Origin of the sequence: Microtetraspora glauca (assembly GCF_040656155.1) — a bacterium.
In the GTDB taxonomy this organism is placed as follows: Bacteria; Actinomycetota; Actinomycetes; order Streptosporangiales; family Streptosporangiaceae; genus Microtetraspora; species Microtetraspora glauca.
In genome coordinates this window covers 198,707-223,215 of record NZ_JBFALK010000011.1, presented here as the reverse complement: position 1 = coordinate 223,215, position 24,509 = coordinate 198,707, and the positions used below count along the sequence as shown (strand labels likewise).

Genomic DNA, 24,509 nt, shown 5'->3' with positions numbered 1-24,509 from the left:
CGTCGTCACCGAGGGATGATGGCCCGGTGAGGTCCGGGTCCCGTCAGAGTGACGTCAGGGTGATGTTCAGGGTCATGTCCAAGGTGGTCTTCGGGGTGATGTCCGCGCCAGGTGGATGACATCCGCGCTCAGCGGATGGTCAGCGCGCCGTCACGGACCGTACTTTCTGAACAGGTCGACTTCAGAAAGGAAAACGCCCACCATGCGCAGAATCCTGATCGTCGGGGCCGGGCAGTCCGGCCTGCATCTCGCTCTCGGCCTCCTGCGGCACGGTTACGACGTCACGGTCGTCTCCAACCGGACGCCGGAGGACATCGCCGGTGGCCGGGTGATGTCCAGCCAGGCCATGTTCGGTACGGCTCTCGCCCACGAACGCGCCCTCGGCCTCGACTTATGGGGTGACGCCTGCCCCCCGATCGAGGGGATCCAGTTCACGGTCCCCGGCCCGGATGGCGGCCGGGCGATCGACTGGGCGGCGCGGCTGCGCGCCCCCGCCCGCTCGGTGGACCAGCGGCTCAAGATGCCGGCCTGGCTGGCGGAGGTCGAGCGACTGGGTGGCAAGATCATCATCCATGACGTGACGCCCGCCGACCTGGAGACCTACGCCGCGCAGTACGACCTGGTCCTCGTCGCCGCGGGCAAGGGGCCGATCGCCTCGCTGTTCGAGCGGGACCCGGCGCGCTCGCCGTACGACGCCCCGCAGCGGGCGCTCGCCCTCACCTATGTCACCGGGCTCGCGCCGCGGCCCGACTACTCCGCGGTGTGCTTCAACCTGGTGCCGGGAGTGGGCGAGTACTTCGTCTTCCCCGCGCTGACCGTCACGGGCCCGTGCCAGATCATGGTGTTCGAGGGGATTCCGGGCGGGCCGATGGACTGCTGGGCCGACGTGCGCACCCCCGCGGAGCACCTGGCCAGGAGCCGGTGGATCCTGGACACCTTCCTGCCGTGGGAGGCCGAGCGCTGCGCCGGGGTGGAGCTCACCGACGAGCTCGGCGTCCTGGCGGGGAGGTTCGCCCCGACCGTCCGCAGGCCGGTCGCCGCGCTGCCCTCGGGCGCGGCGGTGCTCGGCGTGGCCGACGTGGTCGTGCTCAACGACCCGATCACCGGGCAGGGCTCGAACAACGCCGCCAAGTGCGCCGCCTCCTATCTGGACTCGATCCTGGAGCGCGGCGAGGAGCCGTACGACGCGGCCTGGATGGAGCGGACCTTCGAGCGCTACTGGGCGGACGCCTCGCACGCCACGGCGTGGACGAACGCCCTGCTCGCGCCTCCGCCGCCGCACGTGCTCGAACTCCTGGGCGCGGCGGGCGGTCTGCCGGAGGTGGCCTCCCGCTTCGTCAACGGGTTCGACGACCCGCGGGACTTCGCCGAGTGGTTCATGGACCCCGCCGGGGCCCGTGCGTACCTGGACCGATTCGGCGGGTGAGGGGCGGTCATGAGATCCCTGCGTGACGCCCTCGGGCAGTTCGCGACCGGGGTGGCGGTGGTCACGACCGCCACCCCGTGCGGGGAGCGGGCCGGGGTCACCGTCAACTCCTTCACCTCGGTCTCGCTCGACCCGCCGCTGGTCCTGTGGTGCCTGTCGCTCCGGGCGCCGAGCGAGCCGGTGTTCCGCCGGGCGGGCCGGTTCGTGGTCAACATCCTGGCGGCGGACCAGGACGAGCTGTCCCAGCGGTTCGCGACGCCGCTGCCGGACAAGTTCGCCGGCGTGGAGACCCGCCTCACCCGCTCCGGCCTGCCGGTCCTCCCCGGGACCGTGGCGTACTTCGCGTGCCGGACGCTGACGGCCCACGACGGCGGCGACCACCGCATCTTCGTGGGCGAGGTCGAGCAGTTCGAACGGCAGGGAGGCGAGCCGCTGGTCTTCCACTCGGGGAGGTACCGTGCGCTGTCGGTGTGCGCGTGAGCGCGGCCTCACAGACCCAGCGACCGGCCGACGATCTCCTTCATGATCTCGGTGGTTCCTCCGTAGACGCGGGTGATCCGGGCGTCGGCGTAGGCCCGCGCGATCGGATACTCCTCCATGTAGCCGTAGCCGCCGTGGAGCTGCAGGCACGTGTCGACGGCCCGTCCCTGCAGCTCGGTGCACCACCACTTCGCCTTGGCGGCGTCCTCCGCGGTGAGCTCGCCCTCCCCCAGAGCGCGTACGCAGTCGTCCACGTAGTGGCAGGCGAGGTCGATCTCGGTGGCGATCTCCGCGAGCCGGAACCTGGTGTTCTGGAAGGCGCCGATCGGCCGGCCGAAGGCGTGCCGCTCCTTGACGTACGCGAGGGTCCACTCCAGCGCCGCGCGCGCGGCCGCGACGGCGGCGACCGCGATGCTGAGCCGCTCCTGGGGAAGGTTGGCCACCAGTTCGCGGAAGCCGTTCCCCTCCTCACCGAGCAGGTTGGCGGCGGGCACGCGCACGCCGTCGAAGGACATCTCGGCGGTGTCCTGGCCGTGCAGCCCGAGTTTGTCGAGGTTGCGGCCGCGCTCGAAGCCGGTCATCCCGCGTTCCAGGACGAGCAGGCTGATGCCGTCGTGCCGCCGGGCGGGATCGGTCTTGGCGGCGGTGATGACCAGGTCGGCGTTGATCCCGTTGGTGATGAACGTCTTGGCGCCGTTGACGACGTAGTCGCCGCCGTCGCGCAGCGCGGTCGTCGTCATGCCCGCCAGGTCGGAGCCGATCCCGGGCTCGGTCATCGCGATGGCGGTGATCAGCTCACCCGCCGCGACGCCGGGCAACCAGCGTGCCTTCTGCTCCTCGGTGCAGTAGGCCAGGAAGTACGGCAGGCAGATGTCGTTGTGGAGCGTGAGCCCCAGCCCGGCTGAGGCGACACCGGCCCGCTGCACCTCCTCGCCGATCACCACGTTGAAGCGGAAGTCGTCCACTCCTCCCCCGCCGTACTCCTCGGGGACGGCCATGCCGAGGAAGCCGCGCGCGCCGGCCGCGAGGAACAGCTCGCGCGGCACGATGCCCGCGCGCTCCCACTCCCGATGGTGCGGGACGACCTCCTTGCCGAGGAAGCGCCGGAAGCTCTCCCTGAACGCCTCGTGCTCGCTCTCGAACAGTCTGCGCCGCATCGGCCTCGCTCCTTCCCGTCGGCGAAGGCCGCGGGGGAGGCCTGCGCCATGGTGGACACCTTCCCGGGTTCGCGCGGGGGATTCGCGCGCGTCCTCGTGCCCGGAAACCGTTCGCCCGCCGAAGCGGCCTCTTGACCGAAGCTGCAAATCACGATTCACTGCTTGGCATGGCCTACCGGCGTACGGAGAAGACCGAGCGGCGACTCGCCGAAGTGCGCGAGCGGATCGTCTCGGCGGCCTGGGCGGTGGTCGCGAAGAGCGGCTTCGAGGCGGCCAGCGTGTCCGCCGTGGCCGAACGCGCCGGTCTGTCGGCCGGAGGGATCTACCGGCACTTCCCGTCGAGGGGTGCCCTCCTCACCGAGGTCTTCGAGCGTGCCTCCGGCCACGAGCTCGGCGTGCTGGCCTCTGTGGCGGCCCCCGTACCGGCCCCCGTGGCGGCATCGGACGGCGGGGTGCGGGAGCGCCTCGCGCGCGTCATCGCGACGTTCGCCCGCCGCGCGCTGGACGGGCGCCGCCTCGCCTACGCGCTGATCGCGGAGCCGGTGGACCCCTCCGTCGACGCGGCCAGGCTGGAGTACCGGCGGCGCTACCGGGACCTGTTCGCCGGCCTGGTCCGCGAGGGCGTGGCCGCCGGGGAGCTCCCCCCTCAGAACCCGGAGCTGACGGGCGCCGCGCTGGTGGGCGCGGTGGCCGAATGCCTCGTCGGCCCGCTGGCTCCGGAGCACGATCACGGCGACGACGAGTCGCTGATCGCGAATGTGACGAAGCTGGCGCTGAACGTGACTGGAGTGACCGCCGATGTCGGCTGAGCAGTTCGAGATCGACCCGTTCGTCCAGGCGGCGCCGCGGCTCGCCAACCGGTGGAAGGCGGACCGGGTGCTGCGCCACGCGGTACGGCGCGTCCTCCCGGCCGACGTCTTCGAGAAGGCGGCGGCGGACCTGGAGCACGCCGCCGAGCGCTGCGCGACCGAGCTGGCGCCCCTGGCGGCCAGGGCGGAGGGGAACCCGCCCAGGCACGTGCCCTACGACGCGTGGGGCAGGCGGGTCGACCGGATCGAGATCGACCCCGCCTGGACGGAGCTGGTGAAGCTCCTGCAGGGCCTCGGCGCGGTGGCGATCCCCTACGAGCAGACGTACGGACCCCACGGCCGGGTGGTGCAGGCCGCCCTCTACCAGATCGCGCAGGCCGTCACCGCGACGGCGCTGTGCCCGCTCGCCATGAGTGACGGCGCCGTGGCGTGCCTGCGCGACCATGACGCGGAGCTGGCCGCCAGATATGCCCCGCTGCTGACCAAACGGGTCGGCGGCTGGACGTCCGGCCAGTGGATGACCGAGAAGGAGGGCGGCTCGGACCTGTCGCGCTCCGCGACCGTCGCGACGCCCCTGGGCGACGGCACCTGGTCGCTGCGCGGGACCAAGTGGTTCACCTCGGCGACCACCGCGGACGTCGCCGTCGCCCTGGCGCGTCCCGTGAACGCCGAACCCGGCAGCCGCGGCCTGTCCCTGTTCGCGCTGGAGCTGCGCGGGCCAGACGGCGGCTGGAACGGCCTGCGCGTGCGCCGCCTGAAGGACAAGTACGGCACCCGCGGGCTTCCCACGGCGGAGCTCGACCTGGACGGCGCGGTGGCCGTACCCGTGGGCGGGATCGGCGGCGGCATCGCCAAGGTCGCGTCCGTGCTGCACGTCGCCCGCATGGCGTCGGCCCAGGCCGGACCGGGCGCGACCGGCCACCTGCTCCAGCTCGCCCGCGACTACGCCCGCCGGCGCGTGGTGCGCGGCGGCCTCCTGGAGGAGTCGCCCCTGCACTACGGCTGGCTCGCCGAGATCTCGGCCGAGTACGAGGCCATGGTGCAGATGGCTCTGCGCGCCGCGCAGCTGGTCGGCCGGCAGGAGGCCCGCGCCGACGACGCGCGGGACGACAGGCGGGACGACACGCGGCTGGCCCGGGTCGTCGTGCCGCTCGCCAAGATGTCGACCGCCCGCCAGGGCGTGCGGGCCTGCTCGGAGCTGCTCGAATCGTTCGGCGGCGCTGGCTACCTGGAGGACACCGGCATCCCGCAGGTCCTGCGCGACGTGCAGGTGCAGTCCATCTGGGAGGGCACGACGAACGTCCTCGCGCTCGACGTGATGCGGGCGCTGGGCGACCCCGAGGTCGCCGCCGCGTACCGGGACGACGTCGAGAAGCAGCTGACCCTCCACCCGCATCCCCGGACCGAGGCCGCCGCGCGGATCATCCGGACCGCGGCACGGGACCTCACCTCGCGCGAGCCGGACCCCGCGGCGGCCCGCGAGCTGGCGCTGGGCATGGCCCGTACGTACCAGGCGGCGCTGCTGGCCGCCCAGGCGGGCTGGGCGCTCACCGCGCTCGGCGACGAACGCACCGCCATCGCGCTGGAGATCTTCACGGCGCGTCCCCTGACATTCCCCGCGGCGCACGAAAAGGCGAGGTTACTCGGATTGGAATGACATGTCGGATCTCCCCCCGCCCCGATCGATGCCCGACACCGTCGGGCTGAACCCCTTCACCGCCAGCCCCGTACTCCCCCGGATCCTGCGCCGCCTGCTGGACGGCGACGCGGCGCGGTGGGCGGCCGAGCACTGCGCCGGCATCGGCGAGCTCGTCGCCGGTCCCCTCGACGAGCTCGCCGCCACCGCCGACCAGCACGGTCCGCGATTACGTCCCTACGACAAGCGCGGCGCGCGGATCGACGAGATCGAGTTCCATCCCGCCTGGGACGGTGTGGTCGACGTGGCCTACCGGCGGTTCGGCATCGCCGCCATGTCCCATCGCGAGGGTGTGCTCGGCTGGCCGGGCCGCGCCCCCGAGGTGGCCAAGCAGGCCCTGTTCTTCCTGCTCGCCCACGCCGACCGCAACGTCGTGACCGGCCTGACCATGACGGACGTCCTGGCCCGCGTCCTGCGGCTGTACGCGCCCGAACTGGCGGAGAGATACCTGCCCCGGCTCACGGCGACGGACGGGACCGCGTGGCAGGCGGCGATGTTCCTCACCGAGAAGGCCGGCGGGTCCGACGTGGGCGTGAACGAGGTCGAGGCGCGCCCTGACTCCGACGGCACGTGGCGGTTGCACGGCGACAAGTGGTTCTGCTCCAACTGCCAGGCGGACCTCATCCTCACCCTGGCCCGCCCGCGCGGCGCCGGCCCCGGCACCGACGGTCTCGCCCTGTTCCTGGTCCGGCGCACCCTGGACGACGGATCGCGGAACGCGTACGTGATCAACCGGCTCAAGGACAAGCTCGGCACGCGCGGCCTCGCCTCAGGAGAGGTGACGTTCACCGGAGCGGCCGCCGAGCTGGTCGGCGGTCCGGGGGTGGGCTTCCGGCAGATGACGGAGATGCTGAACCAGACCAGGGTCGCCAACGCGGTGGTCGCCGCGGCGCTCGTCCATCGCGCCTATCTGGAGGCGCGCGAGCACGCGACGGGCCGGGCGGCGTTCGGCAGGCGGCTCTCCGATCACCCGCTGATGCGCGAGGTGCTCGCCGAGCTCACGCTCGCGGCCGAGACGTCCACCCGGCTGGCCTTCTACGCGGCCGGGCTCCTGCAGCGCTCCGACGCCGGCGACCCGGTGGCCGGGGTGCTGCTCCGCACCCTCACTCCCCTGATCAAGTACCACACGGCGCGGCAGGCGCAGTGGGCCTGCCACGAGGCGATGGAGGTGCGGGGCGGCAACGGCTACATCGAGGACTGGCCCAACGCGCGGATGGTCAGGGACGCCCACCTGCTGTCCATCTGGGAGGGCAGCGGCAACATCATGCTGCTCGACTTCGCGCGGGCGCTTCGCCGTACGGGATCGGGTCCGGCGCTGGTCGAGGCGCTGACGGAGCCGTCGGCCGCGGTCTCCGGGCCGCTCGGGGCGGCCGTACGCGAGAAGGCCGAGGCATGGGCGCGGGAGCTGGCACTCTGGGAGGCGCTTCCGCCCGACGAGGCCCAGCTGGCGCTGCGCGGGCTCGCCGAGAGGTGCCTGCACGTCCTGGCGGCGGGACTGCTCGCCGTCGACGCCGACGAGGACCTGCGAGGCGGTGACGCCCGCCTCGCCGTACTCGCCCGGCGCCACGGCAGGACGTGGGCGGCGGAGCCGGAGCCGCCGGATCTGGCGCTGCTGACCGCGTTCCCCGGGTTGGTCAGCGGAGCGGCGGTCGACGCCTCCGCGCTCGAAGCGGAGGCCCTGCATGGATGAGTACGCCGTGCCGATCGACGTGCGGTTCCACGACATCGACGGGCAGGGGCACCTCAACTCGGCGGTCTACCACTCGTACGCCGAGCACGCGCGGTGGTGCCATCTGCGCTCGCTCGGCGTACTGCCCGAGGACCTGCGCGCGGGCGGGGTCGGGCCGGTCCTGCTGGAGTCGACCATCAGATACCACCGGGAGGTGCGAGCGGGCGAGACGGTCCGGACCACCGTCGCGTATGAGTGGGCGGAACCGCACCGGCGCACCTTCGTGCTGCGCCAGGCGTTCCTGTCCGAGGACGGCACGCTCGCGGCCGAGATGGAGAGCGTGTGCGGCCTGCTCGACCTGCGCTCCCGCAAGCTCATCCCCGACCCGCGCGCCTATCTCGCCGGCCTGTCGCCGGCCGCCCACGACGCGTTCGGCCCTCTCGACGCCCTCGGCGCCCTCGGCGTCGCCGCCGGAGACGGAGGTGCGGGATGACGGGCGTCCTCGACTTCGACGAGCTCTTCTACAAGCACGAGCGGGTCCGGTGGTCTCCCACCCGGGACCTTCCGCCGTTCAGCGAGATCGACCGCGGGAAGATCGACGGTGACATGGTGGACGGCCTCGTCGTGCTGGCCCGCACCGAGTTCTCCTCCATCCCCGCGATCCTCGACCTGGTCCGGATCTTCCGGCACGACGCGGATCTGACCGCCTGGTTGTCGATCTGGTTCGCCGAGGAGGTCCGCCACCATCTTCTCCTGCGGCAGTGGGCCGAGGCCGCGGGCAGGGACGCGGAGGGCATGATCCCCGAGCTGACGCGACCGGAGCTGGGAGATCCTCCGGCCATGGCGACGCTCGCGGTCAACGTGCTCGGCGAGGTCCGGACCTGCCGCCTGTACGGGGCCATGGCCGCGGCCTGTGAGGAGCCGGTGCTCGCCGCGCTGCTCAAGAAGATCGCGGGCGACGAGGGACGACACGCCCAGGGCTTCGCGCACTACGCGCGCAAGCTCGCCGCGACCGATCCCGGCACCGCGGTGCCCGTGCTCCTGCGCGTCGGGCAGTTGTGGTGCGACCCCGACGGCGGCCTCGCGGACGCGAACCCGGCCGCGGAGAACTACCAGGAGGCCGAGACCGCGGAGGCGATGGCGGAGCTGCACCGCCGCTGGGTGGACCCCGAGCGCGAGGCCCGCGCCGTCTGCTCGCTCTTCGGCGACATCGCCGGCCTTCCCATCTCCACGCCCGCCGATTTCGCGATCCTGAGAAAGCAGGTCCGAGCGTGATCGACTTCGACCCCCTGGAGAAGCACCTCGCCCGGCTCCTGGAACGGCACGACCAGGCGCGCTCCCCGTGGACGTACGAGGACCTCGTCCAGCGGATGCAGGAGCGCCGGCTGGACGGGATGGCCCGCCGGCTGGGTGACGGGCCGGTGGATCTCACGTCCGTGCGCGCCGCCTGGGCCGCGGGCGCGGGACCGCTGCACCCCGACCATGCCAGGGCCCTGGAGACCGCCTACCTCGGCGAGACCAACCTGCCCTGGTACGCCGAGAACCTCCACGGCCACCTCGGACGGGGGCATCCCCTGCTGGCCGACTTCTTCCGGCGGTGGGTGGCGGAGGAGGACCAGCACGGCCGGGCCTTCGAGATCTATCTGCTGATGGACCAGGCCGTCCCGCCGGGACCGATGCTCGACGCCAAGACGACGATGCTGCGCGCCGGACGCCCCGCGCCGGCCACGGACCCGTTCGAGATCATGGTCTACACCTCCATCCAGGAGCTGTCGACGCGGGTGTTCTACGCGCGGCTCGCCCGCGTGGTCGCCGACCCGTTGCTGGCCGACCTGCTGCGCCGCGTCCAGGCCGACGAGTCGCTCCACCTGGCCTTCTACCGGGACGCGGTCAGGCTCGCGCTGCACCAGCGGCCCGAGCTGGCGAAGGTCGTGCACCGCGGGCTCATGGGATTCCGCGAGCCCGTGACCGTGCTGCCCGACTACGAGGAGCGCAAGGCGGTGATCTGGGACACCGGGATCAGCAACCTGAAGGTCTTCCGCACCGAGGTCGTCGAGCCGCTGCTCAGGTACTGGGGGCTGGACGATCGGGCCGCGCGGGACCGCTGGTCCGGCTGAGCGACGCCGTCTCCCCCTGTAACCGCTCCCGTCGAACTCCGGGCGGACCTGCCCTGCCGGGGCACTAGACCCTGACGATTCGGGGCAGGTCAGGTCTCTGAGGGCGAATGATGGGGGGTCGCGTGTTCGAGGCGCTCCTTCGCCGCGCGCGCGGCGCCGTTCGCGCGCTCAGGCGGTCAGCCGAGGGCACCCCGCCGCGGCGGGACCGCCTCATGGACCTGCTGCGCGCGGTGGCGATCTCGATGGTCGTGCTCGGCCACTGGCTGCTGGTCTCGGTGACGTACCGCGACCGGATCGGGGGCGGGAGCGCCCTGGACGTGCTGCCGTGGGCGCGCCCGCTGACCTGGCTGTTCCAGGTCATGCCGATCTTCTTCCTGGTGGGCGGGTTCTCGAACGCCGCCTCCCTGGACGCGTATCGCGGCCGGGGCGGCACCGCCGTGGGCTGGCTCCTCGGCCGGACCGGCCGGCTGGTCGCCCCCACGACGACGCTCGTCGTCGCCGTGGGCGCGGCGGCCCTCCTGGCCCGGATGCTCGGCGCCGACCCGAGGACGGTGGGGATGGCCGTGTGGCTCGCCTGCGTGCCGCTGTGGTTCCTGGTCGTGTATCTCGCCGCGGTCTTCCTCACGCCCCTGATGCTCGCGCTCGACCGCCGCGCGGGCCTCGCCGTACCCGTGGCGCTGGTGGCGCTGGTCGGTCTCGGCGACGCCGCCCGGCTGCTCGGCCGGCCCGTGCTCGGCCAGGCCAACTTCCTCCTCGCCTGGCTGGCCGTCCACCAGCTCGGCATCGCCTGGCGGGAGGGACGCCTGGCCGCCCGCCCCGCGGTGGCACTGCCGATGGCGGCAGGCGGCCTCGCGGCTCTCGTGGCGCTCACCGTCGCCGGTCCCTACCCGATCAGCATGGTCGCGATCCCGGGCGAGCGGCTGCAGAACACCTCGCCGCCGACGGTCGCGCTGCTCGCCCTGGCCGTCACGCAGACCGGGCTCGCCCTTCTCCTGCACGACCGTGGCAACCGGTGGCTCGAACGGCCGCGCCCATGGCTGGTCGTGGTGGCGGTCAATTCCGCGATCATGACGATCTTCCTCTGGCACATGGCGGCGGTCGTGATCGCGGCGCTCGCCCTCTATCCCACCGGTCTGCTGCCGCAACCGCCCACGGGCTCGGCGGGATGGATCCTGCTCCGGCTTCCCTGGCTCGCCGTCCTGGCCATGATCCTCGCCGTGCTCGTCGCCGTGTTCGGCCGGACCGAACGGCGCGCGAGACCGTCCCCCGGAACGGACTCCGCGCGAACCGGCCGAATCGGCGCCCTGCGCACGGCGACCACCGTCACCGGCGCGGCGGCCGTGATCGGCGGGCTCCTCGGCACCGCCCTGGCGGGCCAGGGCGCGCCGCCCGTACAGATGCTGCTGGTCTACCTCGCCGGGGCGGCCCTCCTCCGGTTCGCCCGTACCCGTCGCGGGTCAGGAGATCGGCGACGGCGTCAGAGCGGATAGCCGTACCGGCCGTGGAGGCGGACGAACCTGGCCAGGGTCAGGACCTGGCGGCGCTCCAGCCCGGCGGGGGTGCGCTCGAACAGCACGACCTCCTCCTCCCCGCCCGTCCCGATCGGCTGCACCAGGCGACCGCCGGCCCGGAGCTGCTCGGCGAGCGGCGCCGGAACCTCGGGGTAGGCGGCCGACACGAGGATGGCGTCGTAGGGGGCCCGGCCGGGCACGCCGCGGCTGCCGTCCCCGGTGAGCAACTCGACGTTGCCGATCCCGTGGCGGGCGAGGTTGCGCCCGGCCTGCTCGGAGAAGCCGGGCCGCATCTCGATGGACACGACGTCGGCGGCCAGGCGCGCGAGCAGCGCCGTCTGGAAGCCCAGTCCCGTACCGATCTCGAGCACGTGCTCGTCACCGGAAAGGCCGAGCCCTTCGATCATCCGCGCCGACAGCGAGGGCTGCGTGGTCACCTGGCCGTGCCCGATCGGCAGGGGGACGTCGTCGTAGGCGGCCCACACCGCGTCCGCCGGGACGAAGTCCGCCCGCGGCGTCACCCGCACGGCGTCGAGCAGGCGCGCGTCGCGGACGCCCTCCGCCCGCAGGGCCCGCGCCAGTGTTTCCGGTGAACCCGCCACGATCAGGGCTCCCGTACGGCGAGCATGCCGCCGGGCTCGCGGCGGACCCGTACCCCGTAGTCGCGGCTGACGTCGTCGAGGGTCGCGCGCAGCCATTCGGCGTCGTCGGGCGTGGCGCGGCACAGCCGCATGCGCCGGGCGCACATGGGCGAGACGCGCAACTCGACCGGCCGCGCCGAGCCCGGTTCGAGCGAGACGAAGTACAGCGGCCGCAGGTCGTCGCGGAACTCCTCGTACCCGGTGATGCCCTCGTAGTCGTCCACCAGATCGCCGCAGCCGTACAGGATGAGCCTGCCGCGGTACAGCTCGACCGGGCGCGGGTGGTGCGAGGAGTGCCCGTGCACGACGTCGACGCCGCCGTCGACGAGCGCGTGCGCGAACCGGACCTGCTTTCCGGATACCCGGTACCCCCAGTTGGAGCCCCAGTGGATGGAGGTGACCGCGATGTCCCCCGGCCGTTTCGCCCGCCGTACCCGATCGGCTATCTCGGCCGCGGCGGCCGGCGACGGCTCGGACACGAAATCGACGCCGGAGCGGTCCTCGGCCGCCGCCCAGTCCGGCCCGATGCCGCTGGACTCCATGCCGAACGAGAACACCAGCACCCGCCCGCCTCCCCGCACCGGCACGATCACCGGGCTACGTGCCTCGTCCGCGTTCCTCCCCGCCCCCGCGTACGGGAGTCCGGCGGCGGCGAGCGAATCGAGGGTCTCGGCGAGCCCGGAACGGCCGAAGTCCAGCACGTGGTTGTTCGCCAGCACGCACACGTCGGGCCGGGCGGCGACCAGGCAGGGGAGGTTGGCGGGGTTCATCCGGTAGTGGATGCCCTTCCCCCGGGCGAAATCGCCGCTCCGCGTGACGCTCGTCTCCAGGTTCACCACCCGGACGTCGGGCGCGACCTCGTCGAGGACCTCAAGGGCGTCGCCCCACGGCCAGGAGAAGGAGGCCGGGCGCGGAATCGGCCCGTTCGCCGCCTCGGCGAGCTCGACGTAGGTCCGGGCGTCGGCGACGCACGGCTCGTGCAGGACCGGGTCGCCGGGGTGCGGCAGGATCTGGTCCACACCACGGCCGAGCATGACATCCCCGCAGAGGAAGAGCGTCACCAGGCCCGCGCCCATACCTCCATGCTAGGAAGCACCCCGGGCCACCCGCCCGGCCGGTCGGCCGGAGACCGGTTGTGCGGCGGCCGGGTCTCACCAGCCTTGACGTGGAGGAGTGAGGGTCGCTAGGACATCCTCCATGGCCGCCCCGCTCCCATCGGAGATCCGCTCGACCGGACCGGTGGCGGCGTGAGGAGGAACACCGGTGGCCACCGTCCAGCAACGCTCGGTCCTCGACCGTGCCCTGCGGATCCTTGAGGCGTTCCAGCACGGTCCGGACAGGATGACCCTGTCCGAGATCAGCCGCCAGACCGACATCCCGCTCACCACGACGCACCGCATCGTCGGCGAGCTCACCGAGTGGGGCGCGCTGGAGCGCGAGTCGTCGGGGAAGTACCGGGTCGGGCTGCGGTTGTGGGAGGTCGCGGCGCACGCCCCCCGCTCGGTCGGTCTGCAGCGCATCGCCATGCCGTTCATGCAGGACCTCTACGAGAGCACCCGGCGCAGCGTCCATCTGGCCGTGCGCGAGAAGGACGAGGTGGTCTTCGTCGAGCGGCTCACCAGTCCCGACAGGAAACACGACCGGCCGCGCGTGGGCGGCAGGTACGCCATGCACGCGACGGCGGTCGGGCTCGTCCTGCTGGCCTACGCGCCGGACGACCTGCAGGAGGAGGTCATCTCCGGTCCGCTGCGCGCCTTCACGGCCCGCACCTACTCGAACGAGCGTGAGCTGCGGCAGGTCCTCGCGGACATCCGGCGGACCGGATACGCGGTGAGCGACCGCCAGATCGACCCCGAGTACATGTCCGTCGCCGCCCCCATCCACGGTGCCGACAACACCGTCATCGCCGCGCTGTCGCTGATCGTGCCGCCCACCGGCTCGCACGGCGTACGCCTGGCGCATCTGGTGCGGACGACGGCCCGGGGCATCTCCCACGCCCTCGGCGCGACGGTCGCCTCCGCCGTCGCCGCCCGGCCCCGGACACCCTGAAACCGGAAACGCAGAATCCTGAAACCCGGTGCCCTGACCGTTTCGCCCTGACCATTATCGCCCCATAAGTCTTCCGATATCCGGAAAGCTCGATTGTCGGCCCATGCACTGTGACGCGAGTCTCATGAGCGTCGCGGCCACCCCCCATCGGTCCGCGACGTGGAATAAGGAGACTCACGGTGCGTCCAATCACCCCCAGGCCGCCAGTTGCCACCCCGAGCCTCGATCGCCGTTCCTTCCTCCGGCGGTCCGCCTTCGCCCTCGCGGCGGCCGCCGCCGGCCCCACTCTGCTGTCGGCGTGCGGTACGGATTCCGCCGCCGGCTCGGGCTCGGCCTCGGGATCCCGCGGCGTCACGTTTCTGAGCTATCTCCCGCTCGAGACGCTGTCACTGGCGCCGGAGCTCCTCGCCGTGGCCGGCGGACACTTCACGAAGCACGGCCTCGACGTGAAGCTGCAGCCGGTGAAGGGTTCCCCGCAGGCGATGCAGACGCTGCTGGCAGGCGCCGGGCTGGTCACCCGCGTCGGGCAGATCGACCTCGTGACCGCCGTCGGCAAGACCAACCAGCCGATGGTCAACGTCGGCAGCCTGACGAGGGCCTCCACCGTCCGCATCCTGTACAGCAAGAAGAACCCGCTGAACCGGCCGGAGGACTTCACCGGCAAGACGATGGGCGTCCCGTCGGAGGGCGGCACGAGCGACAAGCTCGTGAGCCTGGTCATGAGCAACAGCGGACTCGACGCCGCGAGCGTCAAGCGGCAGGTCGTCGGCCTGACGCCCGGAACCTTCAACCTCGTGCAGCAGGGCCGGATCGCCGGCTACGTGGTCAGCCTGGACACCGCCAACATCGTGGTCTCGCAGAACAGCGACGCGGCGGTCTTCGATCCCGGCGAGTACGTGAACGCGGACACGCAGGTGTACGTCTCGACGAAGGAGAACGTGCGGACCCAGGCCGCCGACCTCAAGGCGTTCCTGGCCGGGATCAACGACGCCGTCGCCGCGATGGTCGCCGACGAGTCGCTCGACGAGACCCTGAAGGTGCTGCGCGGCGCGTACTCGTTCGCGACGCTCGACGACGACGAGATCGCCAAGGCCAGCCTCCGGCAGAGCCGCGACGCCTGGACGGGCGGCAAGCCCGCCGACCCGTTCCTCGTCACCGGTGAGAAGGCCTGGTCGACGGGCTACGAGGAGCTGGTCAAGGCCGGGATGGTCTCCTCCGGCCTCGATCCCCGGGTCTGGCTCGACAACAGCCTCCTGTCCGCGTAGCCGAGAGCCGTGAAAGGACCGAAGCCGTGGCGAAAGACGCGAAGACGATGACCGTGCCCGTGGCGGGCCCGCCGGCCGAGCCGCCGGCCCCCTCGGTGCCGAAGCTCCAGCTGGTGGGGATCAGCAAGGAGTTCCACACCAAGCGCGGCACCACGCTGGCGCTCTCCGACATCAACCTGACCATCCACGACAAGGAGTTCGTCTCGCTGATCGGCCGTTCCGGCTGCGGCAAGACGACGCTGCTCCGCACGCTCGCCGGGCTGGTGAACCCGACCGCCGGGGAGGTCCTCATCGAGGGCAGGTCGCTGTGGCAGGGGTCGCACGTTGACCCCGCCGTGGTCGACCAGCTCGGCGTGGTCTTCCAGGAGGCCAACCTCTTCCCCTGGTACTCGGTGGCCGACAACATCGCGCTTCCCCTGCGGCTGCGCGGTGTGAAGAAGGCGGAGCGCCTGGCCCGGGCCGGTGAGCTCGCCGAGCTGGTCGGGCTGAAGGGGTTCGAGAAGTCCTATCCCCGCGAGCTCTCGGGCGGCATGCGGCAACGGGTCGCGATCGCCAGGGCGCTGAGCATCGAACCCAAGCTGCTCCTCATGGACGAACCGTTCGGGGCGCTCGACGCCCTCACCCGGGAGCGGATGAACATCGAGCTCCAGCGGATCGCCGCCGCGACGGAGGCCACCGTCGTGTTCGTCACCCATGACATCACCGAGGCGGTCTTCCTCGGTGACCGGATCGTCCACCTGACCCCGCGCCCCGGACGCATCCGGCAGGTCAGGTCGGTGGAGTTCGCCCGCCCACGCGGGATCGACGTTCAGACGGAGCCGGAGTTCGGCGCCATCGTGCGCGACCTCAGGCACGCGCTCGACGAGGAGGAGTAGGCCATGACCCGCGGAAGATCGATGAGGCTGCTGCCCTGGATCACCACGCCTCTCCTGCTGATCGCCTTCTTCGTCGCCTGGGACGTGTTCGTCCGCGCCTTCGACGTCAACGAACTGGTCCTGCCCCGGCCCGGCGCCGTGTTCGAGAGCCTGGGCACGGTCGTCCGCGACCCGGTCACGTGGGACCACGCTCGTGTCACCGTCCTGGAGACCACGACCGGCTTCCTGGCCGCTCTCGTGTTCGGCGTCGTCGCGGGAGTCGTCCTCGGGAAGGTGCCGTGGATCGAGCGGAGCCTGCGCCCGATGATCGTGGCCTCGCAGGTGGTGCCCAAGGTCGCCCTCATCCCGCTGTTCGTCATCTGGTTCGGGTTCGGCATCACCTCGAAGGTCATCATGGCCGCGATGCTCGCCTTCTTCCCGATCATGCTGAACGTCCAGCTCGGCGTGCGGTCGGTCGAGTCCGGGCAGCGCGAGGTGATGCGCAGCCTGAACGCCGGTCGCTGGCAGACGTTCCTGCACCTCGAACTGAAGAGCACCATGCCGTACGTCCTGGCGGGCATGGAGGTGGGCATCGTCTTCGCGATCATCGGCACGATCGTCGGCGAGTACCTCGGCGGCAGCGAGGGGCTCGGCTACCTCGTGGTGGTGACGCTCAACGCGCTCGACGCGCCGCAGCTCTTCGCGGTCATCATCCTGTTGTCGGTCATCGGACTCGCCATGTACTTCGTGGTGAACACGCTCAAGCGGGTCCTCATCCCCTGGCACGAGTCCGTCTACGGCCAGAACGGGGTGTGAGCGGCCATGGAACCGCGCAGCAACCACCCCGTCGGCAGCCCGCGCTGGGCCACCACCCGCACCCAGTGGCGCGCGCTCGGCCTCGACGACGAGGACATCAGGAAGCCCAAGATCGCGATCGTGAACTCGTCGTCCGGGCTCTCCCCCTGCTTCAGCCACCTCGATCCCATCGCGGCCGAGGTGCGGCGCTCGATCAGGGACGCGGGAGGCGTGGGTTTCGAGATCAGGACGGTCGCGCCCACGGACTTCATCATGAGCGCGGGCGCCCGAGGCGGCTATGTCCTCTCCGGTCGGGACCTGATCGCCAACGACATCGAGGCGGTCGTCGAAGGCGCGCGGCTCGACGGGATGGTCTGCCTCGCGTCCTGCGACAAGACCACCCCCGGACAGCTGATGGCCGCCGCGCGGATCAACGTCCCGACGCTGATCGTCTCGTGCGGCTACCAGAGCTGCGGAACGCTGGACGACGGCGCGCGCGTCGACATCGAGGAGGTGTTCGTCAAGGCCGGTCACCTCGCGTCAGGACGGGTCTCGTTCGAGGGGCTCTGCGACATGAGCGCGCGGGCCATCACGAGCCCCGGCGTCTGCACGGGCATGGGCACGGCCAACACCATGCACGTCGTGGCCGAGGCGCTGGGCATGACGATCGCGGGCTCGACCCCGGTCCGCGCCAACGGCGACCGCATGTGGGCGACGGTGAAGGAGTCCGGGCGCGTCATCATGGAGGCCGTCGAGCACGCCCGGCTCCCCCGCGACATCATGACCGCCGAGGCGTTCGCCAACGCGGTGTCGGCGACCCTCGCGGTCAGCGGGTCCATCAACGCGGTCAAGCACCTCCAGGCGATCGCGCGCGAGGCGGGATCCGACGTCGACGTCTACCGGTTGTTCGAGCGGCGGGCGGAGTCCGTACGCCCTCTGTCGGCGGTCCGGCCCAACGGCGACGACAGCATCGAGGAGTTCGAGGACGCCGGCGGGACCCTCGCCGTCCTCGCCCAGCTCGGCGAGCAGGTGGACGGATCGGCGCGTACGGTCACCGGGGAGACCATGGCGGAGCGCACCGCCTCCGCCGTGGTGCGCGACGACCGGATCATCAGGCCCGCCGGCGACCCGCGCGGGCGGGAGGCGACGATCGTCGTGGTCCGCGGCTCGCTCGCACCCGACTCGGCGATCGTGAAGCTCTCCGTCTCCGAGCGGCGGACGAGGACGTTCCGCGGGCCGGCCCGGGTCTTCGAGGACGCCCTCTCCTGCGTCGCGGCCATCGAGCGGGGCGACGTCCGCGCGGGCGAGGTGCTCGTGCTGAGAGGGCTCGGGCCGGTCGGCACCCCCGGCATGGGCATGGCCTCCCAGCCCGTGTTCGCTCTCGACGGCGCCGGCCTGACCGAGAGCGTCGCCGTCGTCACGGACGGGCAGCTGTCCGGGCTGGTCAACAAGGGCATCGTCGTCGGCGAGGCCAGCCCCGAGGGGGCGGTCACCGGGCCGTTGAGCATCGTCGAGGACGGCGACGAGATCGCGATCGACCTGACCCGCAGGACCGTCGACCTGCTGATCGAGCCCGACGAGGCCGATCGCCGGCTGGCCGGGCGGAGCGAGCACGAGCCGCCGGCCGACGCGTCCGGATGGCTGTCGATCTACGCACGCAACGTCGAACCGCTGCACCGGGGCGCGACGCTCCGCGGCCGCGGACGTTGAACCGACACTCCTGACAGGAGAAGCATGCCTCACCCTCTGACCGAACTGAAGATCAATACGGTGACCAAGCCCTCGGGCCGGGTCGTCGAACAACTCGCCGCGGACGTCTGCGTCGTCGGCGCCGGGATCTCCGGTCTGTCCGCCGCCGTCGAGGCGCGCCGGCTCGGCCGCTCCGTCGCCCTCGTCGACGCCCTGCCCGTCCTCGGCGGGCAGTGCGTGAACTCGCTCATCGGGCTCTTCTGCGGGATCTTCGGCAACGGGCCCGAGTACCGCCAGCTCACGCACGGCGTCTTCGACGAGATGTTCGCCGACCTGGGCAAGACCGACGACATCTACTTCAACAAGTCGCACACGATCACCGTCAGCTACGACGAGGTCGTGCTCGGCCGCTGGTTCGAGAACCTGGTCCAGCGGCTCGGCATCCAGGTCGTCCTTGGGGCGTCCGTGCACGGAGTCGACGTCGCCGACGGCCACGTCCGCGCGGTGGACTTCGCCACCCGCCACGGCGACGTACGGGTGGCGGCCGGGGGGTTCGTCGACGCGACAGGGGACGCCGCCCTGACGTGGGAGGCCGGGCTGCCGTGCCGGATCCCGGAGCGTACGGTGTGGGGGTCGCAGCAGATCCGGCTGGAGAACCTGGACGAGACCCACCGGCCCGACCCCGCCGAACTCGTGGCGCGGGTGGACGAGAAGGCGGAGCAGTACGGTCTGGTGCGCCGTGACGGGCTCGCCTTCTTCTTCCCCGGCCGCAACACCGCGGTCATGAACATGACCCACGTGGAGGCGCCGCTGGAAGCCGTCCGGGCGGCGGAGGCGCAACTCGAAGGGCGCGCCCAGGCCGACCGGGTGGTCGAGTTCCTGCGCGGCGAGTTCCCCGGCGCCTTCGGCGACGCCAAGGTGCGCAGCTACGGCTTCCCGGGACGCCGCCAGACCCGGTGGATCGCGGCCGTGCACCAGCTCGGCGTCGAGGAGGTACGGCAGGGCACGTTCTTCGACGACGCCGTCGCCCGCACCGCCTGGCCGATCGAGCTGCACGACCGCGTGGAGGGCTACGTGTGGGAGACGTTCGGCCCGGACCACGTGCACTACGTGCCGCTGCGCAGCCTGGTCCCCATCGGGGCGCACAACCTCGTCGCCGCCGGCCGTTGCGTGGACGGCGACGCGGCGGCGCTGTCGAGCGTTCGCGTGATGGGCCCGTGCGCCGCCATGGGAGTCGGGGCCGCGCACGCCCTCGACCTGGCCAGGGGCGGCAGCGTCCAGGAGATCAAACCCGCCGAACTTCGCGAGCGGGTCCACGACAACGTCGAGGGATGAGGAGGCGGGCACGTCGTGAGACTGACCGACGAGGAGAAGGCGATGCTCGACGGGGCGGAGGGCCCCGCGGTCGCCGCGGCGATGGACCTGCTGGTGCGCTACGGCGACGCGCTGGGCGCGGAACGGCTCTGCGAGACCCGGAACGTCGCGGGGACGATGACGCAACCCTCGCCCGTCAAGGCGAAGCTGGTGCGCGAGGGCGGCTGGGCGAAGTCGTTCTCGGTGATCAACCTCGACTGCGACGACGACATCGAGATCCCGCCGATGCGCGTCCCCACCTGCCAGCTCCAGCACGGGTTCGGTGACGACGCGCTCGGCGTCGTCCCCTATCCCCCGCAGATGGTCGAGTTGCAGGGCGACGCGGAGTCCTTCTTCGGAGGCCGCGGGGTGAACATCCTCGCGACCTGCACGCCGTACCAGGTGGGCAACCTTCCGGTGCGTGGCGAGCACTGCGCGTGGATGGAGTCCTCGGCCGTGGTGTACTGCAACTCGGTGCTGGGCGCCCGTACGAACTGCGAGGGGACCGCCTCGACGGGGGCCGCCGCCCTGACCGGCAGGATCCCCTACTGGGGCAACCACCTGCCCGGGAACCGCCACGGCACCCATCTGATCGAGTCCAGGGTGCCCGTCGACGGCTTCCTCGACTGGGGCATGTTCGGCTACTTCGTCGGCGACCTCGTGCAGGAGGCCAGGCCCGTCGTCGTCGGCGATCTGCGCCGCCCCGACCTGGGCGACCTGAAGCACTTCGGCGCCGCCGCGGCGTCGTCGGGCGGAGTGGAGATCTATCACCTGCCCGGCACGACCCCCGAGGCCCCGACGCCGGAGGCCGCGTTCGGCGGCGGACGCGTCCCCGAACCCGTGGTGTACGGCGAGCGTGAACGCCGGCGGGTCTACGAGACGCTGAACAACCAGGGCACGAGCACCGACGTGGACTTCGTCCTCCTCGGCTGCCCCCACGCCTCCCTCGACCAGATCGCGCGGGCGGCCCGGGCGCTCGAAGGAAGGAAGCTCAACCCGGGGACGGAGCTGTGGATCATGACCCCGCGCGCGCTCCGCGGCGTGGCGGACCGCAGCGGCTACACGCGGGTGATCGAGGAGGCCGGCGGCAGGGTCCTCACCGACTCCTGCCCCGCGATGTCCAGGTCGGCTCCCGCCGGCACCCGGGTCTTCGCGACCGACTCCGCGAAGCAGGCGCACTACCTCCCGGCCATCCTCGGCATCGAGGCGTGGTTCGGCACCCTGGAGGAGTGCGTCGACGCCGCCGTCACCGGCCGGTGGCGCGGCGACCTTCGGACCGTGGAGGCCGCGCGATGACGATCCAGCTCAGGGGCAGGGGAATCGTCCCCGGATACGCCGAGGGCGAGGCCCTCGTGTCCCACGAGACGATCTCGGGCTGGGGCGGCATCGATCCGGCCACCGGGACGATCATCGAGCGCCGCCACGAGCTGTTCGGTGTCTGCTTCACCGGCAAGGTGCTCGTGTTCCCCGGCGCCAAGGGATCGTCCGGATGGTCGGGGTTCTTCCAGAGCACCCGGCTGCTCGGGACGGCACCGCTGGCGATGGTGTTCACCACCATGACGACCAAGGCCGCACTGGGCGCGGTCGTCACCCGCGTGCCGGCCATGTCCGAGTTCGACCGCGACCCGGTGGATGTGATCAGGACCGGTGACTGGGTGGTCGTCGCCGCGGATCAGGGCCTTCTCACCGTGACTCCGTCCTCCTGACTCCCATGTCCGGGAGTCGCCTCCGCCCGCCCGCGCGTGAGGCGTCCGCGGTGACCATGGTCAGACCTCCGTACCGGCTCGGGATCGCAGCGCGGGCGCGATCATCGCGATGGAGGCGAGGGTGACCAGGACCCCGAAGGCGGCCATGCCGATCGCCGGGGCGGGCACGTCGTCGGCGAAGAAGGCGGGAACGGCGGTGAGCCCCGACAGCAGCCTGCTGACGATCACGGCGACCGCGCCGACGCGGCTGCCGCGCCAGGCGAGCACCACGCCGCCCAGGGTGATCAGTCCGAGTACGGCACCCGCGACGGCTATCGCGAACGGGGGGTGCTCACCGTCGCCGAACGGCAGCGTGACCACGTCGCCGAGGCCGAGCAGCGCGGCCACGACCAATCCGGCGACGAGCGTTCTGGAGCGGTTCATGCGGGTCCTCCTGTGAGGTGGGGAAGTCGTGCTGCCCGCAGTCTCGGCCGCCCGCCCGCTCCGCGAATCGGGGCTGCCTCGGGACCGGTCTCCGTGCTGGCACGTATTCACTGCGCGCCCGCGCGGCCCTAACGTGAGGGCGTGCTGACTCCTCGCCTGTACGCGTACGCCGTAACGGGTGCGCTGTGCGTCCTCGCGGGCGCCGGAGCGGTCTTCGCCGTCCTCGCCGGCGGCGGGGGCGCCGCCCTGGTGCTCGCGGCCGGAGTGGCGATCGGGCTGCCGTCCGTGGGGCTCGGCGTGCTGGTCGCCACCCGTCGGCCGGACAGCGTGGTCGGCCTGCTGCTGGTGCTGGTCGGCGGGACGGCGGTGTGGCTCACCGTCGAGGAGCTGTACCACCAGGCGGTCGCCCGGCGGCCGGGCCTGCCGTTCACCGCGCTGTACTCGGCCCTGTCGCAGGGCGGCTGGATGTTCCTGTACGTCCCGGCGGGGCTGCTCATGCTGCTCTTCCCCGACGGGCGGCTGCCGGGACGGCGCTGGCGCCGGGCCGCCGCCGGGCTCCTGGTCGTACCGGTCCTGTTCACGCTCATCTCGGCGTTCGACCCCGGCCCGTACCCGGCGCCGTTCCAGGACACGCCCCACCTCCTGCGGCTTCCCGAGGCCTATGCGCCGGTGTTGCTCGTGGCGGGCCTCGCCCTGTTGCCGGTCTTCCTCGGGCTGCTGATCGCCTCCACGACGGCCATCGTGATCCGCTACCGGCGGGCGGCCGACGAGGTCGGGCGGGCGCAGCTGAAGTGGTTCGCGCTCGGCGCCGGCTTCCTGCCGCTGACGTTGCTGCTGTGCTGGGCCGGCTACCTGTTCTTCGGCGTGCCCGACCTGGTGATCGCCGGCCTGGCCGCGACCGCACTGGCGATCCCGGCGGCGACCGCGATCGCCGTGCTGCGGCACGACCTCTACGACATCGACCGGGCGATCAGCACCGCCGTCACCTACGGCGTGGTGACCACGATCCTGCTGGGCTTCTACACCGCCGCCTCCTTCCTCGTCGGCCTCGGCGCCGGCCGGACCTCACCGGCCGCGGCGGCCGCGGCCACCGCCGCCTGCGCCGCCGCGCTGTCCCCGCTCCGCACCCGGCTCCAGCGATGGGTCGACCGGCGGTTCTATCCCGCGCGGCAGGCGGCGCTCAGCGCCATCGAGGAACTGCGCCACCGTACGCACACCGGTCAGGCGCGGCCGGAGCAGCTGGAGGCGTCGCTGCGCACCGCGTTGCGCGACCCGATGCTCCGTGTCGGCTATCGGCTACCCGGCACGTCCGTGCTGGTCGACGCCGTGGGCGACCCGATCGACCCGGGCGCGGCGCACGTGGCCCCCGTACGCCTCGGAGGGCGCGACATCGGCGCGATCGTGCGCGGGACCACCGGCAGCAGGGAGTTGCTGCGCGAGCTGGCCTCGGTCAGCGCGTTGCTCGTCGAGGTGGTCCGGCTGCGGATCGAGGTCACCCGCGCGCTCGACGAGGCCGAGGCCAGCCGCACCCGGCTGCTGCACGCCGGATACGAGGAGCGGCGGCGGCTCGAACGCGACCTGCACGACGGAGCACAGCAGCGCCTGGTCTCCCTGGGCATGGCGATCCGGCTGGCGCAACGCCACCTCTCCGACGGCACGGTCGACGTCGACGACCTGCTGGACCGCTCCGTCGCCGAACTGGCCCTGGCCGTATCGGAGTTGCGGCAGATCGCCCACGGGCTGCGGCCGAGCAGCCTCGACGACGGGCTCGGCAACGCGCTCGCCATGCTGGCCGGCAAGGCACCGGTGCCGGTGACGCTCGACGTCTCCGCCGACGACCTGCCGGAGGACGTCGCCATGACCGCCTACTACGTGGCGAGCGAGGCGATGACCAACGCGGTCAAGCACGCCGGTCCGGTGGCGATCGGCGTCCACGTCGACCGGCGCGGAGATCGGGTCACCGTGCAGATCAGCGACGACGGCCCCGGCGGGGCCACGATACGTCCCGGCGCCGGGCTGGCCGGGCTGTCCGACCGGGTCAAGGCCGCCGGAGGCGCGCTGCGGTTGTCCAGTCCGGCGGGCGGGGGCACTCTCGTGGAGGCGGTGCTGCCGTGCGCATCGTGATCGGTGAGGACTCCGCCCTGTTCCGCGAGGGGCTGGCGCGCCTGCTCGAGGACGCGGGACACGACGTGGTGGCCAAGGCGCAGGACGCCCCCGGGCTGATCGCCGCCGTCGCGTCCGCGGACCCCGATCTGGCGATCATCGACATCCGGATGCCGCCTGATCTCACCGACGACGGCGCCCGCGCGGCCCGCAGGATCCGTGACACCCATCCACGGCTCGGGATCGTCCTGCTCTCCCAGCACGTCGAGACCCGGCACTCCGTCGACCTGGTGTCACAGGGGAGGTTCGGCTACCTGCTCAAGGACCGGGTCTTCGACGTGGACGACTTCCTCGACGCGCTGCGCCGCGTGGCGTCCGGCGGCTCGGCCCTCGATCCCGAGGTCGTCGCCCGGCTGATCGGCGGGCACCGTGCGGCCGATCCCCTCGCGGCGCTGACCGTACGCGAGCGCGAGGTGCTGGCGCTGATGGCGGAGGGCCGCACCAACGTCGGCATCGCCCGGCGGCTCTGGCTCACGGACCGTACGGTGGAGACGCACGTCAGCTCGATCCTGACCAAGCTCGGCCTGGCCAGCTCCGTTGAGGACCATCGCCGGGTGATGGCCGTTCTCCTCTACCTCAACCGGCGTTGAGTCGCACGGCGGGCGTTCCGCCTCCCGCCGCCGGGCGGCGAGGACGGAGGGCGAGCGGCATCCCGCGGATCTCACCCGCTGGAGGTAGTCCCCAGGATGGCTCTGCGGAGTGACGT

General features: G+C 72.1%; 23 protein-coding genes. 19 read left to right on the top strand and 4 right to left on the bottom strand.

What is annotated here, in order from left to right; translation table 11 throughout:
* Positions 1–202 precede the first annotated feature (202 nt).
* On the top strand, positions 203–1,426 hold the full coding sequence (locus AB0I59_RS21300; protein WP_061258896.1) for a styrene monooxygenase/indole monooxygenase family protein: 1,224 nt from the start codon (positions 203–205) through the stop codon (positions 1,424–1,426).
* A 9-nt stretch (positions 1,427–1,435) separates the two neighbouring features.
* Positions 1,436–1,906, top strand: coding sequence for a flavin reductase family protein (locus AB0I59_RS21295; RefSeq protein ID WP_061258897.1), 471 nt, complete (start codon positions 1,436–1,438; stop codon positions 1,904–1,906).
* Between the two features lie 8 nt (positions 1,907–1,914).
* On the opposite strand, the gene AB0I59_RS21290 is transcribed toward AB0I59_RS21295, so the two are convergent.
* On the bottom strand, positions 1,915–3,063 hold the full coding sequence (locus tag AB0I59_RS21290) for an acyl-CoA dehydrogenase family protein (RefSeq protein ID WP_358135188.1): 1,149 nt from the start codon (positions 3,061–3,063) through the stop codon (positions 1,915–1,917).
* 167 nt (positions 3,064–3,230) lie between these two features.
* Here AB0I59_RS21290 and AB0I59_RS21285 point away from each other — a divergent pair, with 167 nt between their 5' ends.
* The 7 genes from AB0I59_RS21285 to AB0I59_RS21255 all read left to right on the top strand — a co-directional run bounded on the left by AB0I59_RS21285 (position 3,231) and on the right by AB0I59_RS21255 (position 10,844).
* Complete coding sequence (locus AB0I59_RS21285) at positions 3,231–3,872, top strand: TetR/AcrR family transcriptional regulator (protein ID WP_358135185.1); 642 nt, start codon at positions 3,231–3,233, stop codon at positions 3,870–3,872.
* On the top strand, positions 3,862–5,529 hold the full coding sequence (locus AB0I59_RS21280; RefSeq protein WP_358135182.1) for an acyl-CoA dehydrogenase family protein: 1,668 nt from the start codon (positions 3,862–3,864) through the stop codon (positions 5,527–5,529). The genes AB0I59_RS21285 and AB0I59_RS21280 overlap by 11 nt, the downstream gene beginning before the upstream one ends.
* A gap of 1 nt (position 5,530) precedes the next feature.
* On the top strand, positions 5,531–7,258 hold the full coding sequence (locus AB0I59_RS21275; protein WP_358135179.1) for an acyl-CoA dehydrogenase family protein: 1,728 nt from the start codon (positions 5,531–5,533) through the stop codon (positions 7,256–7,258).
* Positions 7,251–7,730 (top strand): acyl-CoA thioesterase, encoded by a 480-nt coding sequence (locus tag AB0I59_RS21270; RefSeq protein WP_358135176.1) that lies wholly within the window; start codon positions 7,251–7,253, stop codon positions 7,728–7,730. The genes AB0I59_RS21275 and AB0I59_RS21270 overlap by 8 nt, the downstream gene beginning before the upstream one ends.
* Positions 7,727–8,512 (top strand): ferritin-like domain-containing protein, encoded by a 786-nt coding sequence (locus AB0I59_RS21265; RefSeq protein ID WP_358135173.1) that lies wholly within the window; start codon positions 7,727–7,729, stop codon positions 8,510–8,512. The genes AB0I59_RS21270 and AB0I59_RS21265 overlap by 4 nt, the downstream gene beginning before the upstream one ends.
* Positions 8,509–9,354: an acyl-ACP desaturase gene (locus AB0I59_RS21260; protein WP_358135170.1), complete on the top strand. Its 846-nt coding sequence runs from the start codon at positions 8,509–8,511 to the stop codon at positions 9,352–9,354. Before AB0I59_RS21265 ends, AB0I59_RS21260 begins: the two co-directional genes overlap by 4 nt.
* A 122-nt stretch (positions 9,355–9,476) precedes the next feature.
* The gene (locus AB0I59_RS21255) at positions 9,477–10,844 is read left to right on the top strand and encodes an acyltransferase family protein (RefSeq protein ID WP_358135167.1); all 1,368 of its coding nucleotides are present in this window, start codon (positions 9,477–9,479) and stop codon (positions 10,842–10,844) included.
* Here AB0I59_RS21255 and AB0I59_RS21250 read toward each other — a convergent pair.
* Positions 10,832–11,467, bottom strand: coding sequence for a protein-L-isoaspartate(D-aspartate) O-methyltransferase (locus tag AB0I59_RS21250; protein ID WP_358135164.1), 636 nt, complete (start codon positions 11,465–11,467; stop codon positions 10,832–10,834). The genes AB0I59_RS21255 and AB0I59_RS21250 overlap by 13 nt on opposite strands.
* Before the next feature lie 2 nt (positions 11,468–11,469).
* Entirely contained in the window at positions 11,470–12,582 is a 1,113-nt protein-coding gene (locus tag AB0I59_RS21245) for a CapA family protein (RefSeq protein ID WP_061258904.1), read from the bottom strand.
* A 187-nt stretch (positions 12,583–12,769) separates the two neighbouring features.
* Between AB0I59_RS21245 and AB0I59_RS21240 the strand changes: the two genes are divergently transcribed.
* From AB0I59_RS21240 to AB0I59_RS21205, 8 genes are all read left to right on the top strand, one after another.
* Positions 12,770–13,555 (top strand): IclR family transcriptional regulator, encoded by a 786-nt coding sequence (locus AB0I59_RS21240; protein ID WP_061258905.1) that lies wholly within the window; start codon positions 12,770–12,772, stop codon positions 13,553–13,555.
* Positions 13,556–13,734: 179 nt separating this feature from the next.
* Complete coding sequence (locus AB0I59_RS21235; RefSeq protein WP_358135159.1) at positions 13,735–14,820, top strand: ABC transporter substrate-binding protein; 1,086 nt, start codon at positions 13,735–13,737, stop codon at positions 14,818–14,820.
* Between the two features lie 26 nt (positions 14,821–14,846).
* Positions 14,847–15,695: an ABC transporter ATP-binding protein gene (locus tag AB0I59_RS21230; RefSeq protein WP_358135156.1), complete on the top strand. Its 849-nt coding sequence runs from the start codon at positions 14,847–14,849 to the stop codon at positions 15,693–15,695.
* A gap of 3 nt (positions 15,696–15,698) precedes the next feature.
* Positions 15,699–16,490: an ABC transporter permease gene (locus AB0I59_RS21225; RefSeq protein WP_061258906.1), complete on the top strand. Its 792-nt coding sequence runs from the start codon at positions 15,699–15,701 to the stop codon at positions 16,488–16,490.
* A gap of 6 nt (positions 16,491–16,496) precedes the next feature.
* Positions 16,497–18,179: a dihydroxy-acid dehydratase domain-containing protein gene (locus tag AB0I59_RS21220; protein ID WP_358135153.1), complete on the top strand. Its 1,683-nt coding sequence runs from the start codon at positions 16,497–16,499 to the stop codon at positions 18,177–18,179.
* Positions 18,180–18,203: 24 nt separating this feature from the next.
* Complete coding sequence (locus AB0I59_RS21215; RefSeq protein ID WP_061258908.1) at positions 18,204–19,493, top strand: FAD-dependent oxidoreductase; 1,290 nt, start codon at positions 18,204–18,206, stop codon at positions 19,491–19,493.
* 15 nt (positions 19,494–19,508) lie between these two features.
* A complete protein-coding gene (locus tag AB0I59_RS21210; protein ID WP_061258909.1) occupies positions 19,509–20,807 on the top strand; it encodes an aconitase X in 1,299 nt (432 codons plus the stop codon).
* Positions 20,804–21,217 (top strand): aconitase X swivel domain-containing protein, encoded by a 414-nt coding sequence (locus AB0I59_RS21205; protein ID WP_061258910.1) that lies wholly within the window; start codon positions 20,804–20,806, stop codon positions 21,215–21,217. The genes AB0I59_RS21210 and AB0I59_RS21205 overlap by 4 nt, the downstream gene beginning before the upstream one ends.
* Positions 21,218–21,277: 60 nt before the next feature.
* Here AB0I59_RS21205 and AB0I59_RS21200 read toward each other — a convergent pair whose 3' ends face one another.
* On the bottom strand, positions 21,278–21,640 hold the full coding sequence (locus tag AB0I59_RS21200; RefSeq protein ID WP_061258911.1) for a hypothetical protein: 363 nt from the start codon (positions 21,638–21,640) through the stop codon (positions 21,278–21,280).
* A gap of 141 nt (positions 21,641–21,781) precedes the next feature.
* On the opposite strand from AB0I59_RS21200, the gene AB0I59_RS21195 reads away from it, so the two are divergent.
* Entirely contained in the window at positions 21,782–23,764 is a 1,983-nt protein-coding gene (locus AB0I59_RS21195; protein WP_358135148.1) for a sensor histidine kinase, read from the top strand.
* Positions 23,752–24,393, top strand: coding sequence for a response regulator (locus AB0I59_RS21190; protein ID WP_061258913.1), 642 nt, complete (start codon positions 23,752–23,754; stop codon positions 24,391–24,393). Before AB0I59_RS21195 ends, AB0I59_RS21190 begins: the two co-directional genes overlap by 13 nt.
* Positions 24,394–24,509: the final 116 nt, after the last annotated feature.

Bases quoted from the DNA above. Each gene is read 5' to 3' on its own strand.
- AB0I59_RS21200 (WP_061258911.1), bottom strand. From the start codon at position 21,640: ATGAACCGCTCCAGAACGCTCGTCGCCGGATTGGTCGTGGCCGCGCTG.
- AB0I59_RS21265 (WP_358135173.1), top strand. From the start codon at position 7,727: ATGACGGGCGTCCTCGACTTCGACGAGCTCTTCTACAAGCACGAGCGG.
- AB0I59_RS21225 (WP_061258906.1), top strand. From the start codon at position 15,699: ATGACCCGCGGAAGATCGATGAGGCTGCTGCCCTGGATCACCACGCCT.
- AB0I59_RS21280 (WP_358135182.1), top strand. From the start codon at position 3,862: ATGTCGGCTGAGCAGTTCGAGATCGACCCGTTCGTCCAGGCGGCGCCG.
- AB0I59_RS21300 (WP_061258896.1), top strand. From the start codon at position 203: ATGCGCAGAATCCTGATCGTCGGGGCCGGGCAGTCCGGCCTGCATCTC.
- AB0I59_RS21275 (WP_358135179.1), top strand. From the start codon at position 5,531: ATGTCGGATCTCCCCCCGCCCCGATCGATGCCCGACACCGTCGGGCTG.
- AB0I59_RS21290 (WP_358135188.1), bottom strand. From the start codon at position 3,063: ATGCGGCGCAGACTGTTCGAGAGCGAGCACGAGGCGTTCAGGGAGAGC.
- AB0I59_RS21205 (WP_061258910.1), top strand. From the start codon at position 20,804: ATGACGATCCAGCTCAGGGGCAGGGGAATCGTCCCCGGATACGCCGAG.
- AB0I59_RS21270 (WP_358135176.1), top strand. From the start codon at position 7,251: ATGGATGAGTACGCCGTGCCGATCGACGTGCGGTTCCACGACATCGAC.
- AB0I59_RS21295 (WP_061258897.1), top strand. From the start codon at position 1,436: ATGAGATCCCTGCGTGACGCCCTCGGGCAGTTCGCGACCGGGGTGGCG.
- AB0I59_RS21215 (WP_061258908.1), top strand. From the start codon at position 18,204: ATGCCTCACCCTCTGACCGAACTGAAGATCAATACGGTGACCAAGCCC.
- AB0I59_RS21220 (WP_358135153.1), top strand. From the start codon at position 16,497: ATGGAACCGCGCAGCAACCACCCCGTCGGCAGCCCGCGCTGGGCCACC.
- AB0I59_RS21285 (WP_358135185.1), top strand. From the start codon at position 3,231: ATGGCCTACCGGCGTACGGAGAAGACCGAGCGGCGACTCGCCGAAGTG.
- AB0I59_RS21245 (WP_061258904.1), bottom strand. From the start codon at position 12,582: ATGGGCGCGGGCCTGGTGACGCTCTTCCTCTGCGGGGATGTCATGCTC.